Consider the following 15,534-nt stretch of genomic DNA (forward strand, 5'->3'; position numbering starts at 1 on the left):
GGTTTTTTTCGTCTTCACCGTGGAAGCCGACACTATCCTAAAAATCAGGTGATTCCATTTCCAAGTCAACAACACCTGTCAAAACGACGGTCCAGCTCCATCCACGCAACCGCCATCAAGGCCGTTACGACTTTGACTCTCTCATCGAAGGCACGCCCGAACTGGCCGCTTTCGTCTTCTTGAATCCGCATGGCAACGAAAGCATCAATTTCGCCGACCCTGCTGCAGTCAAGACCCTCAATCGTGCCTTATTAAAGTCCTTTTACGGCATCGAGCATTGGGATATCCCTGCAGATTATCTATGTCCGCCTATCCCGGGTCGTGCCGATTACGTGCACTATCTGGCCGATTTGCTGGCCAACAGCAATACAGGAATCATTCCCCGTGGAGCGTCAGTACGCGTCCTCGATATCGGCGTGGGTGCGAATATCATCTATCCCTTAATTGGTCATGCCGAATATGGGTGGTGGTTTTTGGGATCGGACATCGACACGAATGCGCTGGCATCTGCGCAAACCATGATTCACGCTAATCGTGGCTTATCCGTCGCAATCAAACTACGCCAGCAAAAATCGCACAAGCATATTTTTCAGGGCTTACTGAGTGCAAACGACTATTTCGACCTGACGCTGTGCAACCCTCCCTTCCATATGTCACGAGAAGATGCATTAAGCGGCACGCGACGTAAATGGCGTGGCCTGGGCAAGGCCATACCCAAACAAACACCTTCTGTGTTGAATTTTGGCGGGCAAAGTACTGAACTGTGGTGCGAGGGCGGCGAAGCGCGCTTTATACGCAGCATGATAGAAGAGAGCATAGCCGTTCGCAGTCAAGTGCTTTGGTTCAGTACGCTGGTGTCCAAGGCGTCTAACTTGCCCAGTGTGTTGTATGCCCTAAGAAAGGCTGACGCGTTCGATGTGCGCGTCGTGGAAATGACACAGGGGCAAAAGAGAAGTCGCTTCGTTGCCTGGACGTTTCTAAACGCTGCAGCACAAGCGGCTTGGCGCAATGAGCGCTGGGGCTAGACTCGTACCAACGGCAGCGTCCCATACGCTAAAATGCTCGATTACCCATTTTTTCGCCCCCGGGATATAAACCCGCACCGGCGCTTATTACATGCAAGACATCCCTGCGCGCCGTCCTGGCGTCATTCCCGCCTCTCGTGAATCTGCCGAACATCTGAAAGACCAGGCCTGGCGCCAGGCCCAGGATGAAACCCTGGCCGGTCTGCTGCAGCCCATGGAACCCGGCCAGCATAAAAAACTGTTCATCCGCACCTTTGGCTGTCAGATGAACGAATACGATTCCCAGAAGATGGTGGATATTCTGCGCGCCACTAAAGGCGTCGAGCTCACCGACACGCCGGACGACGCCGATATCATTTTGTTCAATACCTGTTCGGTGCGCGAAAAGGCCCAAGAGAAAGTTTTTTCCGACTTGGGTCGTGTGCAGCACCTGAAGCAGGCCAATCCCAATCTGGTGATCGGCGTGGGCGGCTGTGTCGCCAGCCAGGAAGGCGAGGCCATCGTGCGGCGCGCGCCCTATGTGGATGTGGTCTTTGGGCCGCAAACCCTGCACCGCTTGCCGGAACTGATCGATCGCCGCCGTGCCTCCGGCCGGTCCCAGGTGGATATTTCCTTTCCGATGATCGAGAAGTTCGACGCCTTGCCCCCGGCGCGGATCGAAGGCCCCAGCGCCTATGTATCCATCATGGAAGGCTGCAGCAAATACTGCAGCTTCTGTGTGGTGCCCTATACCCGGGGGGCAGAAGTCTCGCGTCCCTTTGATGACGTCTTGACCGAAATTGCCGATCTGGCCGACCAAGGGGTACGCGAGGTCACTTTGCTGGGGCAGAACGTCAACGCCTATCGTGGCCTCATGGGTGATGCAGGTGAAATCGCTGATTTCGCCATGCTGCTGGATTATGTGCATGATATTCCCGGCATCGAGCGCATCCGCTACACCACCTCGCACCCCAAGGAAATGACCGCCCGCCTGATCGAGGCGCATGGCCGCCTGCCAAAGCTCGTGCCTTTCCTGCATCTGCCGGTGCAGGCGGGCAGCGATCGCGTGCTGGCCGCCATGAAGCGTGGCTATACCGCCCTGGAGTACAAATCCATTATCCGTCGCTTGAAGGCCGTCCGTCCGGACATGACCTTGTCGTCGGATTTCATTATTGGCTTTCCCGGCGAGACCGAAGATGATTTCCAGAAAACGATGGATCTGGTGCGCTTCGTCGGCTTTGATCAGTCGTTTTCCTTTGTTTATTCCAAACGCCCAGGGACGCCGGCAGCCGATCTGGATGACCCCGTTTCGCAGGCTGACAAGCTGGACCGCCTGCATCGTCTGCAGACGCTCATCAATGAACAGGCCGCCGCCTACAGCCAGGCCATGGTGGGCAGTATTCAGCGCTTGCTGGTCGAAGGGCCGTCCAAAAGAGATCCGGCCGACATGAAAGGCCGCACCGAAAACAACCGCATCGTCAATTTTGCCGGTCAGCCGCGCCTGATCGGCCAGATGGTGGATGTGCGGATTACCCAGGCTTTGGCCAATACCTTGCGCGGTGAAATCGTTACCAGCGAAACCGATGGAATCACTGCATGAGCACCCGTCGTACTCCCGCCACGGGCAATCGCCCGTTGACGTTCCAGATCAGTGGCAGCAATACCCAGCTGGCCAATCTTTGCGGTCCGTTGGACGAAAATCTGCGGCGGATCGAACAAGCCCATGATGTCATCATCAGCCGGCGCGGCAATCATTTCAGCATCCGGGGCGCCCGCGCCGCCGAGACCAGCCAGGCCTTGCGCTGGTTTCACGAGCGTGCCGCTCATAAGCCTTTGGCCCTGGACACCCTGCAGCTAGGCCTGGTCGAGCTGGGTAGCCGCGGCGTGGTGGCGCCTGCGGGGGCGGATGATATTGCCAGCCACCTGCCGGAACTGCCCCCGGTCGATGACGAAGAAGGCATCAGCCTGCGTACCCGCAAGTCCGATTTGCGCCCGCGCACCCCGCGTCAGCGCGATTACTTGAAATCCATTCTTAACCATGATGTGACCTTTGGCGTGGGGCCTGCCGGGACCGGCAAGACCTGGTTGGCGGTGGCCTGCGCCATCGATGCGCTGGAACGTGAATCCGTGGCGCGTCTGGTGCTGACCCGCCCGGCCGTCGAGGCTGGCGAGCGTTTGGGTTTTTTGCCGGGTGATCTGGTTCAGAAAGTCGATCCTTATCTTCGACCCTTGTACGATGCGCTGTACGATTTGTTGGGCTTTGAAAAAACCCAGCGGTTCTTCGAAAAACAGACGATTGAGATTGCGCCCCTGGCCTATATGCGCGGACGTACGCTGAATCATGCTTTCATCATCCTGGATGAGGCCCAGAACACCACGCCGGAACAAATGAAAATGTTTCTGACGCGCATCGGTTTTGGCAGCAAGGCCGTGATCAATGGCGATCCGTCTCAGGTGGACTTGCCGAAAAACCAGCAAAGTGGTCTTTTGCATGCGCTGGATGTTCTGGATGGTGTGCCGGGCATCGCCCAGACCCGGTTTACCAGCCGCGATGTGGTGCGTCATCCTTTGGTGGCAAAAATTGTGGATGCCTATGAAAAAGCCGGTGACCATGTATCCTGATTTTTCCCTCAGCATTCAGTACGCCACGGATGCGCCCGAACTACCGCGCTGGCGCTTGCGCCGCTGGGTAGGCCGCGCCCTGGCTGTCGCGCTGGCCGCGCCCGATCCGCGTGCCGGGCAGCCTGTGGCCCTGACCTTGCGGCTGGTGGATGCCGACGAAGGCCGCAGCCTGAATGCCGCCTGGCGGCAGCGCGATTACGCCACCAATGTACTGACTTTTGAATATGGGGCAGATCCTTCCGGCTTGATCAGTGGCGATATTGTCTTGTGCGTGCCGGTACTGCACCAAGAAGCCGCTGAACAAGGCAAGCCTCTACAGCAACACGCCGCTCATCTGGTGACTCACGGGGTACTGCATGCCCTGGGCTATGACCATATTGATCCTGACGAGGCCGAGCAGATGGAGTCGTTGGAGACCGCGATCCTGGCTGGCCAAGGGTATCCCGATCCTTATCTTTCTATATCCGATTAAATCTGCACGCGCGGCACGGAGATTCCGATATCTCTGATGTGCTTGGGTTTTCGGTTATGCTAGAGCATTCCTTACTCGTCCTTCGGACAATGCCAGACCCTCACTCCCCAGACCCCGACCCTCGACCTAAGCCGTCGATCTCTTTATTTTCCCGTCTCAAGGCTTTGTTGCGGCCTGCGCCGCCCGCCGATCGCGAAGGTATTCGTGCCGTGCTGGAGGCTGCCCATGATCATTCCATTCTGGATGGCGAATCCTATGCGATGATCTCCGGGGCACTGGAAGTCGCAGACAAGACCGTCGCTGACATCATGGTGTCTCGATCCCGCATGGACCTGCTGGATGTCACTCAGCCGCTGGCCGAACTCATGCCGATCATCACGGACACAGGGCATTCGCGCTTTCCTGTCTACGAAGGCGACCGCGACAATATCATCGGTGTATTGCTGGCCAAAGACCTGCTGTTGGCGCTATCGGATCATGCCCTGGATATCCGGGCGCTGGTTCGGCCCGCTGTCTTTATTCCCGAATCCAAGCGCCTGAACGAGCTGCTGCACGAATTCCGCGTCAGCCGTAACCACCTGGCCATCGTCATCGACGAGCATGGTGGCATCTGTGGCTTGGTCACCATGGAAGACGTGCTGGAACAAATCGTCGGCGAGATCGAAGATGAATTCGACGACGAAGATGAAAAAACCATCTTTCGCACCGGCGACAATAGCTGGCGGGCCATGGGAACCACCGAGATCGAGGACTTCAACGAGGCCTTCGATGTGAATCTGCCGGATGAAGAATGCGATACCTTGAACGGTTGGCTGGCCGCCGAACTTGGCCATATTCCGCGCCGGGGTGAACGCTACGAAGCCCAAGGGCTGGTCTTTACCGTGGTGGGTGCCGACGGGAAGCGTGCGCGTTGGCTGCATCTCCAGCGCCTGACTCCTCCTGAAGATACCGCCGATACGCCTACACCATGATCACTGTGTTGCTTGCCGGGGCCTTGCAGGCCCTTTGTTTTGCCCCAGGTCCGCTGCCCGGCTGGAGTCTGCCGTTTGTGCAGATCGCCAGTCTGGCCGTATTGGCCACCTATACCTGGAAGGCGCACAGCGTGCGCCGGGCTGCCTGGTATGGCTGGCTGTTTGGCCTGATGCAGTTTTCAATTGGGGTGTACTGGCTGACCATCAGCATGCACCAGTACGGGGGCCTCTCTCTGCCTCTGGCCGTGGCGGCCTTGCTGTTGTTTGCAGCGGCCATGGCTTTGTATGCGGCTGGGGCGTGCGCCCTGAGCGCCTGGCTATGCGCGGGTTGCGCCCAGCCCGAGCAAGGCGCTCCGCGCCAAATCCTGAACGCCCTGACCTGGGCCAGCGCCTGGACTTTATTCGAATGGCTGCGTGGGACGCTGTTCACGGGGTTTCCGTGGTTGAACGCGGGCTATGCCCATGCCGAAGGCATGTTTGCCGCCTGGGCGCCCTTGGTGGGTGTGTATGGCTTGGCCTGGTTGTCCGCCTTTGCAGCGGGCGCCATCGCCCTGATGCTGCGGGCCAAGGACACGGCCTATGATCGCAGCGCCGCCAGCACCATTGCCTTGGCCTTGGCCAGCGGGCTGCTGGGCATTGCCCTGGCGCATATCGAGTGGGGACGGCCCCATGGTGAACCGATGCTGGTGCGCCTGGTACAGCCCGCCACGCCCCAGGAAATGAAATTCCGGCCTGAGGCATTCATGGCGACTCAGCAGCATCTGCTGCAGCTGGCCGGGCTACCCGCCAAGGTGCCTGCCGATCAACCAGCCTTGATCATCCTGCCCGAAACGGTCATGCCTTATATGCAGGACCGCATCCCGCCCGCCGTCTGGCAACCTTGGCTGGATCTGGCCAGCCGCACCCAGGCCGGGATTCTGCTGGGCCTGCCGCTGCACACCCAGGCCGACGGCCGCGACCGCTATACCAACAGCGCCACCTTGATCCAGCCACAGGACACAGAGGCACCGCTGGTATCAGAGCGCTGGCACTATGACAAACACCATCTGGTGCCTTTTGGGGAATTCATTCCGCCAGGCTTTCACTGGTTTGTTCAGGCCATGAATATTCCACTGGGGGATTTTGACCGAGGGTCGCTGGGGCAGGCGCCTGTGGCCGTGCAGGGTCAGAATTTTGCGGTCAATATCTGTTATGAAGACGCCTTTGGCGAGGAGATCGCCACGGCCATCCATGCACAGCGGGAATCCGACGCCAATATTCTGGTGAACATCAGCAATCTGGCCTGGTTCGGCAATACCTGGGCATTGCGCCAGCACTTGTGGATCTCGCGCATCCGGGCACTGGAGACTGCCCGGCCGATGATTCGAGCCACCAATACTGGCATTACAGCGGCTATCGACCCTCATGGCGAGGTGCGCGGCATGCTGGACCCGGCCAGGCCAGGGGTGCTGGACGTGGAGGTTCAGGGGACGACAGGTACTACACCTTATGTGCGCTGGGGCAATGGCCCGATTTTGGGGTGGTTGGCATTGGGTTTGTTGCTGGCGTTCAGGTCGCGCAAACGCTGCTCGAAGGCTGCCTGACAGAGCGGCTGATCCAGCCAGTAGCCCTGGCCCGCATCGCAGCCCATGGCTTGCAGCCGAATATATTGGTCCTGGCTGACGATGCCCTCGGCCACGATGCGCATGCCCAATCGGTGGGCTAGCTGAACGACAGACTCACACACCACCAGCGCCGTATTGCTAGTGCAAATTTCCTTGGTGACCTGGGGTTCGAGCTTGAGAATTTCAAAGTGCAGCTGCTGTGATGCCAGCAAGGCGGGCAGCCCGACGGAGACGGCGCCGATGCTGAAACGCATGCCGGATTGATGCAGGGTCCGCAGGCGGTCCTGGGCGAGAGGCGACAGGTCCAGCAACATGCGTTCGCTGAATTCCAGGGACAGGCTGTCGGCAGGAATTCCCATCGAATCCAGCAGCTCCAGCACCATGTCCAGCCCGGATTGTGCCAGTCCAAACTGCCCTGGTGAAATATTGATGGTCAGTCGCAGGTCTGGTGCCAGGGTTTCGCGCCAGAACCCCAGTTGGGTGATCGCCTGTTGGAATACCCACTCGCCCAGCGGCTTGATCAATTGACGTTCTTCGGCAAAAGGGATGAATTCCATCGGGGAAATCACCCCAAATATCGGGTGGCGCCAGCGCAGCAGGACTTCGGCCTTGAGGATCTGGCCGGTCTCAAAGGAATATACCGGCTGATAAAGCAGAAAAAACTGCCCGGCCTGCAAGGCCTGCGGTAGCGCCGTCAGCAGGTCGTGCTGCATATTGACCCGATCGCGCATGGACTGGTCAAAGAAATAGTACGTATTGCGTCCAGCAGCCTTGGCTTCATACATGGCCATGTCCACGTGGCGCATCAGAGTCTCGGCGTTGGTGGCGTCCTGGGGATACAAGGCAACCCCCAGGCTGGCTGAAATCCGTACGCGATTGCCCGCCAGCAGATAAGGCTCGGTGATCGAGTCCAGAATCAGCTGACACAAAGTATCCAACTGCGATTTGCTTGGGTTATCGGTGACGGCGATGACGAACTCATCCCCGCCCAGCCGCGCGACAAAATGCTGGTCCGTATTGGTGCAGTCTCGCAGCCGTTGGGCAACCTCGATGAGTAGCTGGTCGCCTATCCCATGTCCGAGAGAGTCGTTGACTTCCTTGAAGAGATCCAGATCCAAAAACAGCAATGCCAATGGCTGTTCGTTCTGATTGGATTCTGTCACCAATACGTTCAGTCTTTCATTGAAATACTGTCGGTTGGGCAGGCCGGTCAGGGGGTCGTGGTGGGCCTGGTGCCAGATCGTGGCTTCGATATGTTTTTTCTGGGTGATGTCACTGAGCATCACGACCCGGCAGTTCACCGAGCCGTCGTGATTCCAGGCCGTATCCAGTACGACTCGCTGGGCGTATTCCTCGCCGGATTTTCGCTGCAGCCAGTATTCTCCTTCCCAGCGGCCCTTGGTGTTGATGGCATGCCACATAGGGTCGTAAAAGTCACGGTTATGGCGTCCTGGGCGCAACAAGAGCAGTTGTTCGCCGGCCACTTCGTCGGGCCAATAGCCAGTCATCCGGGAATAGGCTGGGTTCACGTCGATGATGACCCCGGTGGCATCGGTGATGACGATGGCCTCACTGCTGTTTTCATAGGCAATCGCCGCCAGTTGGGCGGAGGACTCCGCCTGTTTGCTTTCGGTGATGTCTTGCACCAGCCCGATCACAGCCGTGTCCTGGCCTGACCCCACCCAAGTGATATAGACCTCGATGTCGAACAGGCTGCCGTCCTTGCGGCGCCCGTGGCGCTCAAAACGCAGTGTCGTGGATCGGTCACCGCCTGATTTCAGGGCTTCGTCGACCAGATAGCGTTCGCGCGGTGCAATCACCGACAGCAGCGTCATGTGCCGGATCATTTCATCCGGGTCATAGCCAAAGATATCCGCCATTTTTTGGCTGACGAAGCTGAAGCGATCATGCGCCAGCAGAAAGATCCCCACAATGGCGTTGGCGGCCAGTCCTTGGAAAATGATCTCTGCGCGTTCCAGGCCCACCTGTTTCTCGTGCATTTGGGTCAGCAGGTCATGGACCTGTTGGATGCCCAGATTGTAGTTTTGGGCGATCTGGACAAGCTCGGGCGCGCCTGCCGGGACAATACGGGTGGTGTAATTGCCCCGGGTCAGATCCTGCACGGCGCGGCGTAGATCGGTCAGGGGCAGCACCAGGCCGCGACGCACGAGCACGAACACCAGCAGCAGCATCGCTGAAGCGACCAGTAAAAGGCTTGCAATCCAGGCCAGGGCCTGGCTTTTCTCTTTGCGTAGCAGCGGCACCAGTACGTCGGATGCCGTGTTCAAGCTGGTCAGAAAAGCGTTGGCATCATCGGCAATCCATTGACGCTGGATGCCAAAGGTATTTTCCCGGGAATCGTCCCGTGTGCTTTCGGTCTGCGAATAGGAGGCCAGTATGACGGCGCGTAGCCGACTTTTCAGGACCATCCAATCGCGCTGGATTTTGGGCAATAGCTGGCGCGCCTGGGGTTGCCGCAAAGCGGAGATTTCGCGGTCGTTGACAACGCCTCCGCGCTCCAGCGCCAACAAGGCCTGATCCAGATCCTGGGTTTCCTGGGTGATCTGGCTGGTTTGCAGCAAGCCGCCATCGGATAGCTGCATGGCGCGTACCGCCACTTTTTGGCTGAGCGTGCGCATGGCGTCCAGTGTCATGGTCTGGTCCAGGACCCTGTCGTAGCGCGACAGCGCCGTCACCATGACAGCCGTATTGCCCAGGACGAACACCAGCATCACGACGTAAAACGCGATAGACAGTGCCCTAAGCCCGGGGAACCTGAAGATGGTCAAGCCTGATTTTTTGGACAATGGTGAACGCATGCAATTGGGTGGAGTCTTTTGACAGACAACGGCACGACAGCAAAGAATGCATTGACAGTCCTGTCGCTATTGCTCATGTTAGCGGATAAACAGTCCTGCTGAATTGAACAAAAGCCTGACTCCCAGGGGGGATATCAGGCTTTTGATGGAGGGGGGAATATGAGGCTTGCTTAAATGCGTAGCGCCCCCCACGTCGTGGCCTGCAGGCCACTCCGATAATTCCTGCACAAAAGAGTCCGCAGGGGAGGGATAGGGGATTGCTTAGATGCGTGGCGCCCCCCACGTCGTGGCCTACAGGCCACTCCGATAATTCCTGCACAAAAGAGTCCGCAGGGGAGGGATAGGGGATTGCTTAGATGCGTGGCGCCCCCCACGTCGTGGCCTGCAGGCCACTCCGATAATTCCTGCACAAAAGAGTCCGCAGGGGACTCTTTTGTGTCTGGAATTATCCCAATTCCACTTCGGGGCCTTCTTTTTTGATGGGCTTGATCAAGTCTTCGCGTTGGATGCCCATCCACATGGCCAGTGCCGCCGCCACGAAGACTGAGGAGTAAATCCCGAACCAGATGCCGATGGTGAGCGCCAGGGAAAAATTATGCAGGGTGGGGCCGCCAAAGAAGAACATGGACAGCACCATCATCTGGGTGGAGCCGTGGGTGATGATGGTGCGCGAAATGTTCTGTGTAATGGAAGTATTGATGATTTCGCGTACCGAGGCCTTGCGCTGTTTGCGGAAGTTTTCCCGGATACGGTCCATCACCACCACGGACTCATTGACCGAGTACCCCAGCACGGCCAATACCCCGGCCAGCACCGCCAAGGAGAATTCCCACTGGAAGAAGGCAAAGAATCCCAGGATGATCACCACGTCGTGAAGGTTGGCAATGGCGCATGAGGCCGCCAGCTTCCATTCGAAACGCACCGCCAGATACGCCATGATTCCGGCCACGACAAACAGTAATGCCATGAGGCCGTTATGCAGCAGCTCCTCGCCCACCTGGGGGCCGACGAATTCCACCCGGCGCAGTTGGACATCCGGGTGCTGAACCTGCAGGGCCTGCAGCACGGTGCGGCTTTGGGCCGAGGCGTCTTCACCCTGGCGTATTGGCAGGCGGATCATGACGTCCTGCGAGGTGCCGAAGTTCTGGACTTGGAAGTCTGAATAGCCCAGCGTTTCGATGGCGCTGCGGATTTCGCCCACGGGCGCCGTCTGGCTGTAATGGACTTCCATCACGGTGCCGCCAGTGAACTCGATCGACAGGTGAAAGCCGCGGGTGGCAATGAAGAACACGGCGGCGATGAAGGTAAGCAGGCTGATGAGGTTCAGGATCAGCGCATGCCGCATGAACGGAATGGTGCGATGGATGCGAAAAAATTCCATGATGAATCCTGATTAGTCCTGATTGGGTTTCCAGATCTGGCCGATAGAGACGGTTTTGAGTTTGCGCTTGCGACCGTAATACAGATTGGCCAGGGCGCGCACTCCCACCACCGACGAGAACATCGAGGTCAGAATGCCAATGCAGTGCACCACGGCAAAGCCGCGCACCGGCCCGGTGCCGAAGGTCAGCAGGGCAATCCCCACGATCAGGCTGGTCAGGTTGGAGTCGAAAATCGTGGCCCAGGCGCGATCAAACCCCAGGTGGATGGCCTGCTGCGGCGGTAGTCCTGCTCGCAGTTCTTCACGGATGCGCTCATTGATCAGCACGTTGGCGTCGATGGCCATGCCCAGGGTCAGGGCGATGGCGGCAATACCCGGTAAAGTCAGGGTGGCTTGCAGCATGGACAGCACGGCCAGCAGCAGCAGCACATTAAAGGACAGGCCCAGCGTGGAGAACAGGCCAAACAGATGATAGTAGGCAATGATGAAGATCGCGATGGCGACGAAGCCATACAAAGTCGAATCAAAGCCTTGTTTGATGTTGGCGGCACCCAGGCTGGGGCCGATGGTGCGTTCTTCGATGATGTGCATGGGCGCGGCCAGCGACCCCGCACGCAGCAGCAGGGACACATCGGCGGCCTCTTGGGCCGTCATGCTGCCGGAAATCTGTACCTGTCCGCCGGGAATTTCAGAGCGGATGACCGGAGCGGTGACGACCTCGCCCTTGCCGTTTTCAAACAGCACGATGGCCATGCGCTTGCCGATGTTGTCACGGGTGACGTCCCGGAAAATTCGGGCGCCCTTGGAGTCTAGCGTCAGGTTGACGGTGGCTTCCTGGGTTTGTTGGTCACGGCCGGGTTGGGCGTCCTGCAGGTTTTCGCCGGTCAGGATGACTTGCCGGCGCAGCAGCAGTGGCCGACCGTCGCGGTCGGTATAGCGCACCAGGCCGAAGGGCACGCGGCCTGATTGCAGCGCAGCTACGGCGGCGGGTGAATCATCCACCATGTGGATTTCCAGCGTCGCGGTGCGGCCCAGGATGTCCTTGGCCTTGGCCACGTCCTGCACACCAGGTAGCTGGACGACGATGCGGTCCCCCCCCTGTTGCTGGATCACGGGTTCCGCCACGCCCAGTTCGTTGATCCGGTTGTGCAGGGTCTGGATATTTTGTTTCAGGGCGTTGTTCTGTACCTGCGTGATGGCGGTTGCGTTCAGCTTGCCATCCAGCAGCCAGCTGTTGCCGGACTGGGCGGTGGTGAAATCCATCTCGGGCATGGAGCGGCGCAGGGCGTCGATTGCCTCGTCGCGGGCGTCTTGGGTGGCAAAGCTTGCCCGGACGGATTGCTGGTTGCGCTCGACGTCCTCGAATTTCAGCTTATTGTCCCGCAGCGTGGTGCGGACCTCGCTCGCCATGGAGTCATAACGACTGGTCAGCGCGCCTTCCAGGTCCACCTGCAGCAGGAAGTGCACCCCCCCCCCGCAGATCCAGCCCCAAATACATGGGGTGGGCGCCTAATGCCGACAGCCAGGCGGGCGAGGCCGACATCAGGTTCAGGGCGACGGTGTATTCCGGTGCCTTGGGGTCGGTATTCAAGGCCTGTTCCAGCGTGTCTTTGGCCTTGAGCTGGGTGTCGGTGGAATCAAAGCGCAGGCGTACCGTGCCCACTGGGCCATTCATTTCGAACGAGCTGGCGGTGGGGTGGATATCAGCCTGTTGCAGGATCTGATTGGCCTTGTCCAGCGTATTTTGGTCGATCTTGATCGATGTCTTCGCCCCCGCGATCTGGACGGCAGGTGACTCGCCATAGAGATTGGGCAGCGTGTACAGCACGCCGATCAGGGCGGCCGCCAGCACGATGAGGTACTTCCAGAGGGGGTAGCGATTCATGGTCTGTCGAGAGGGAGAGCGGAAAAGACCGGGCGCCGATTGGATACTGCCGGATCAAACGGACAGAGCACCGAAGCAGCGCCGGATGGGACGGATCAGAGCGCTTTGATCGTGCCCTTGGGCAGCACGGAGGTCACGGCGCTGCGTTGCACGATGGATTCGATGGCTTTGTCGCCAGACTGACCGATCTCGACAGTAATGTAGCTGTCGCTGACTTTGCTGATCTTGCCCAGCAAACCGCCGGACATGATGATTTCGTCGCCCTTGGCCAGCGCCGAGACCATTTTCTTGTGTTCTTTCTGGCGTTTCATCTGAGGGCGGATCATCAGGAAATACAGGATGACGAACATCAAGATGATGGGCAGCATGCCCATCAGGCCGCCAGTGGCGTCAGTGCCTGCAGCCTGGGCTGGTAGCAGGGTCAGGGTGTCGACTAGGGACATGAAATCTCCTGGGGGATCGGTGTTAAGTAAGAAGGATATATAAAATTAACTCTTGATTGTAGCGGCATCCGGCCTAGCCTGCGCAAGCGGGCCTATTCAATGCCGCGTGCACGATCCTGCAGGAAAGTCTCGCGCCAGGCATCAAAGCGGTCTTCTTCGATGGCGCTACGCATTTGAGCCATCAAATCCAGGTAGAAATGCAGATTATGCAAGGTATTCAGTCGCGCCCCCGTGATTTCCCCCACCCGCTGCAGGTGGTGCAGGTAGGATCGGGAAAACTGCTGACAAGTGTGGCAATGGCAACTGGGGTCCAGCGGGCGCGTGTCGTCGCGATAGCGGGCGTTGCGGATCTTGATGTCACCGTAGCGCGTAAATAGCCAGCCATTGCGGGCGTTGCGGGTAGGCATGACGCAGTCGAACATGTCCACCCCCCGGCGCACGCCTTCGACCAGGTCTTCGGGGGTGCCCACGCCCATCAGGTAGCGTGGGGCGTGCGTTGGCATGCGCGGGGCCACATGGGCCAGGACGCGCATCATGTCTTCCTTGGGCTCGCCCACCGACAAGCCGCCGATGGCATAGCCTTCGAAGCCGATTTCGGTCAGGCCGGCCAGGGACTCGTCGCGCAGGTCTTCATACATGCCGCCCTGGATGATGCCGAACAGCGCATTGGGATTGTGCAGTTCATTGAAGGTCTGGCGCGAACGCTTGGCCCAACGCAGCGACATCCGCATGGATGCAGCGGCTTCTTCATGAGTGGCCGGGCGGTCGTCGATGCGGTAGGGCGTGCATTCGTCCAGCACCATCACGATGTCGGAATTCAGGCTGCGCTGAATGCGCATGGATTCCTCTGGCGACAGGAATTTGCGTGAGCCATCGATCGGCGAGGCAAAGCGCACGCCTTCTTCGGTGATTTTACGCATGCTGTCCAGGCTGAATACCTGAAACCCGCCCGAATCTGTGAGGATGGGCTTATCCCATTGCATGAAGCCATGCAGCCCGCCGTGGCGGTCCAGAATGTCTGTGCCGGGGCGCAGCCACAGGTGGAAGGTATTGCCCAGCACGATCTGGGCACCGATCTCGGTGAGTTCGTGCGGCAGCATGGCCTTGACGCTGCCATAAGTGCCTACCGGCATGAAAATGGGGGTCTGGACCACGCCGTGGTTCAGGGTCATGCGACCGCGCCGTGCGGCGCCGTCCGTGTGGAGCAGGTCGAATTGCAATCCGGTCATGGGGTCTGGGTGGCCTCGATGAACATGGCGTCGCCATAGCTGAAGAAACGATAGCGTGATTGTACGGCGTGGGCGTAGGCCCGCCGGATGGGTTCTATGCCCGCCAGGGCCGACACCAGCATCAGCAGGGTGGACTGGGGCAGATGAAAATTGGTGATCAGCGCGTCAACGTAGGCAAACTGATAGCCTGGGGTAATAAACAGGCGCGTGTCTCCCTGGGCATCCTGCAAGCCATCGCTTTCGCGTGCCGCTGCCTCCAACGACCGTACGCTGGTCGTGCCCACGGCAATCACACGTCCGCCGCCTGCGCGTGTTTCGCGGATTTTCTGCAAAGTGTCGGCGGGGACTTCATAGCGCTCGGCATGCATGACGTGGTCGCGGATATGGCTGACGCGCACGGGCTGGAAGGTTCCTGCACCGACATGCAGGGTGACGAATGCCTGGTTCACCCCCATGGCTTGCAAATGATCCAGCATGGCTTGGTCGAAATGCAGCCCGGCGGTGGGGGCGGCCACTGCCCCCGGTTTTTCGGCATAGACCGTCTGGTAGCGCGACTCGTCTTCGTGATCGGCTGCGTGGCTGATATAGGGCGGTAGCGGCACGCTGCCGTGCAGGGCCAGCAATTCCAGCACCGGGCCCGGAAAGGCCAGCTCGAATAATTCGTCCTGACGCCCGAGTACGGTGACCTCGAAGGGCGTGTCGCCCAATCGCAATCGCGTGCCTGGACGCGGGGATTTGCTGGCGCGCACGTGGGCCAGGGCGCGGTCCGCGTCCGTGATGCGCTCGACGAGGACTTCGACCTGGCCGCCGCTGGCTTTATGGCCACGCAGGCGGGCCTTGATGACGCGGGTATTGTTGAAGACCAGCAGATCGCCTGCCCGCAGCAGGCTGGGCAGGTCGGTGAATTGGCGGTCGTGCAAATCACCCGAGCCATCCAGGTGCAGCAGGCGGCTGGCATCACGTCGTTCGGCAGGGTGCTGGGCAATCAGCTCGGGGGGCAGGGGGTAGTCGAAATCGGCTAAATCTAGATCAGCAATCACAGGGGTACAGTGGCGCGGTAAGAAGAGAGGCATGTATTTTAGCGCCTGCCATATTTTGGATTAT

General features: G+C 59.1%; 11 protein-coding genes and 1 pseudogene. 6 read left to right on the forward strand and 6 right to left on the reverse strand.

Features of this window, described 5'->3' with window-relative positions; all coding sequences use genetic code 11:
* Positions 1-56: 56 nt before the first annotated feature.
* The 6 genes from rlmF (at position 57) to lnt (ending at position 6,652) form a co-directional block, all read left to right on the forward strand.
* Positions 57-1,025, forward strand: a complete 969-nt coding sequence (gene rlmF, locus VDP81_RS11135) for a 23S rRNA (adenine(1618)-N(6))-methyltransferase RlmF (protein WP_322996443.1) — start codon at positions 57-59, stop codon at positions 1,023-1,025.
* Positions 1,026-1,239: 214 nt separating this feature from the next.
* The gene (gene miaB / locus VDP81_RS11140) at positions 1,240-2,604 is read left to right on the forward strand and encodes a tRNA (N6-isopentenyl adenosine(37)-C2)-methylthiotransferase MiaB (RefSeq protein ID WP_323012422.1); all 1,365 of its coding nucleotides are present in this window, start codon (positions 1,240-1,242) and stop codon (positions 2,602-2,604) included.
* Positions 2,601-3,626, forward strand: coding sequence for a PhoH family protein (locus tag VDP81_RS11145; RefSeq protein WP_322996336.1), 1,026 nt, complete (start codon positions 2,601-2,603; stop codon positions 3,624-3,626). The genes miaB and VDP81_RS11145 overlap by 4 nt, the downstream gene beginning before the upstream one ends.
* Positions 3,616-4,098 carry an rRNA maturation RNase YbeY gene (gene ybeY / locus VDP81_RS11150; RefSeq protein WP_322996445.1) on the forward strand — a complete coding sequence of 161 codons (483 nt, stop codon included), beginning with the start codon at positions 3,616-3,618 and terminating at the stop codon, positions 4,096-4,098. The genes VDP81_RS11145 and ybeY overlap by 11 nt, the downstream gene beginning before the upstream one ends.
* Positions 4,099-4,187: 89 nt before the next feature.
* Positions 4,188-5,069: an HlyC/CorC family transporter gene (locus VDP81_RS11155; RefSeq protein ID WP_323012323.1), complete on the forward strand. Its 882-nt coding sequence runs from the start codon at positions 4,188-4,190 to the stop codon at positions 5,067-5,069.
* On the forward strand, positions 5,066-6,652 hold the full coding sequence (gene lnt, locus VDP81_RS11160) for an apolipoprotein N-acyltransferase (RefSeq protein WP_322996338.1): 1,587 nt from the start codon (positions 5,066-5,068) through the stop codon (positions 6,650-6,652). Before VDP81_RS11155 ends, lnt begins: the two co-directional genes overlap by 4 nt.
* On the opposite strand, the gene VDP81_RS11165 is transcribed toward lnt, so the two are convergent.
* The 6 genes and pseudogenes from VDP81_RS11165 to queA form a co-directional block, all read right to left on the reverse strand.
* On the reverse strand, positions 6,556-9,492 hold the full coding sequence (locus VDP81_RS11165) for an EAL domain-containing protein (protein ID WP_323012324.1): 2,937 nt from the start codon (positions 9,490-9,492) through the stop codon (positions 6,556-6,558). The two genes, lnt and VDP81_RS11165, sit on opposite strands and share 97 nt — an antisense overlap.
* A 445-nt stretch (positions 9,493-9,937) precedes the next feature.
* Positions 9,938-10,873, reverse strand: a complete 936-nt coding sequence (secF, locus tag VDP81_RS11170; protein ID WP_323012325.1) for a protein translocase subunit SecF — start codon at positions 10,871-10,873, stop codon at positions 9,938-9,940.
* Between the two features lie 12 nt (positions 10,874-10,885).
* Positions 10,886-12,758: pseudogene (secD, locus tag VDP81_RS11175) on the reverse strand (protein translocase subunit SecD).
* Positions 12,759-12,853: 95 nt separating this feature from the next.
* Positions 12,854-13,201: a preprotein translocase subunit YajC gene (yajC, locus tag VDP81_RS11180; protein ID WP_322996341.1), complete on the reverse strand. Its 348-nt coding sequence runs from the start codon at positions 13,199-13,201 to the stop codon at positions 12,854-12,856.
* A gap of 92 nt (positions 13,202-13,293) precedes the next feature.
* Positions 13,294-14,430 carry a tRNA guanosine(34) transglycosylase Tgt gene (gene tgt, locus VDP81_RS11185; RefSeq protein WP_322996342.1) on the reverse strand — a complete coding sequence of 379 codons (1,137 nt, stop codon included), beginning with the start codon at positions 14,428-14,430 and terminating at the stop codon, positions 13,294-13,296.
* The gene (gene queA, locus VDP81_RS11190; RefSeq protein ID WP_323012326.1) at positions 14,427-15,503 is read right to left on the reverse strand and encodes a tRNA preQ1(34) S-adenosylmethionine ribosyltransferase-isomerase QueA; all 1,077 of its coding nucleotides are present in this window, start codon (positions 15,501-15,503) and stop codon (positions 14,427-14,429) included. The genes tgt and queA overlap by 4 nt, the downstream gene beginning before the upstream one ends.
* Positions 15,504-15,534: the final 31 nt, after the last annotated feature.

Origin of the sequence: Castellaniella sp., from assembly GCF_034675845.1 — a bacterium.
In the GTDB taxonomy this organism is placed as follows: Bacteria; Pseudomonadota; Gammaproteobacteria; order Burkholderiales; family Burkholderiaceae_B; genus Castellaniella.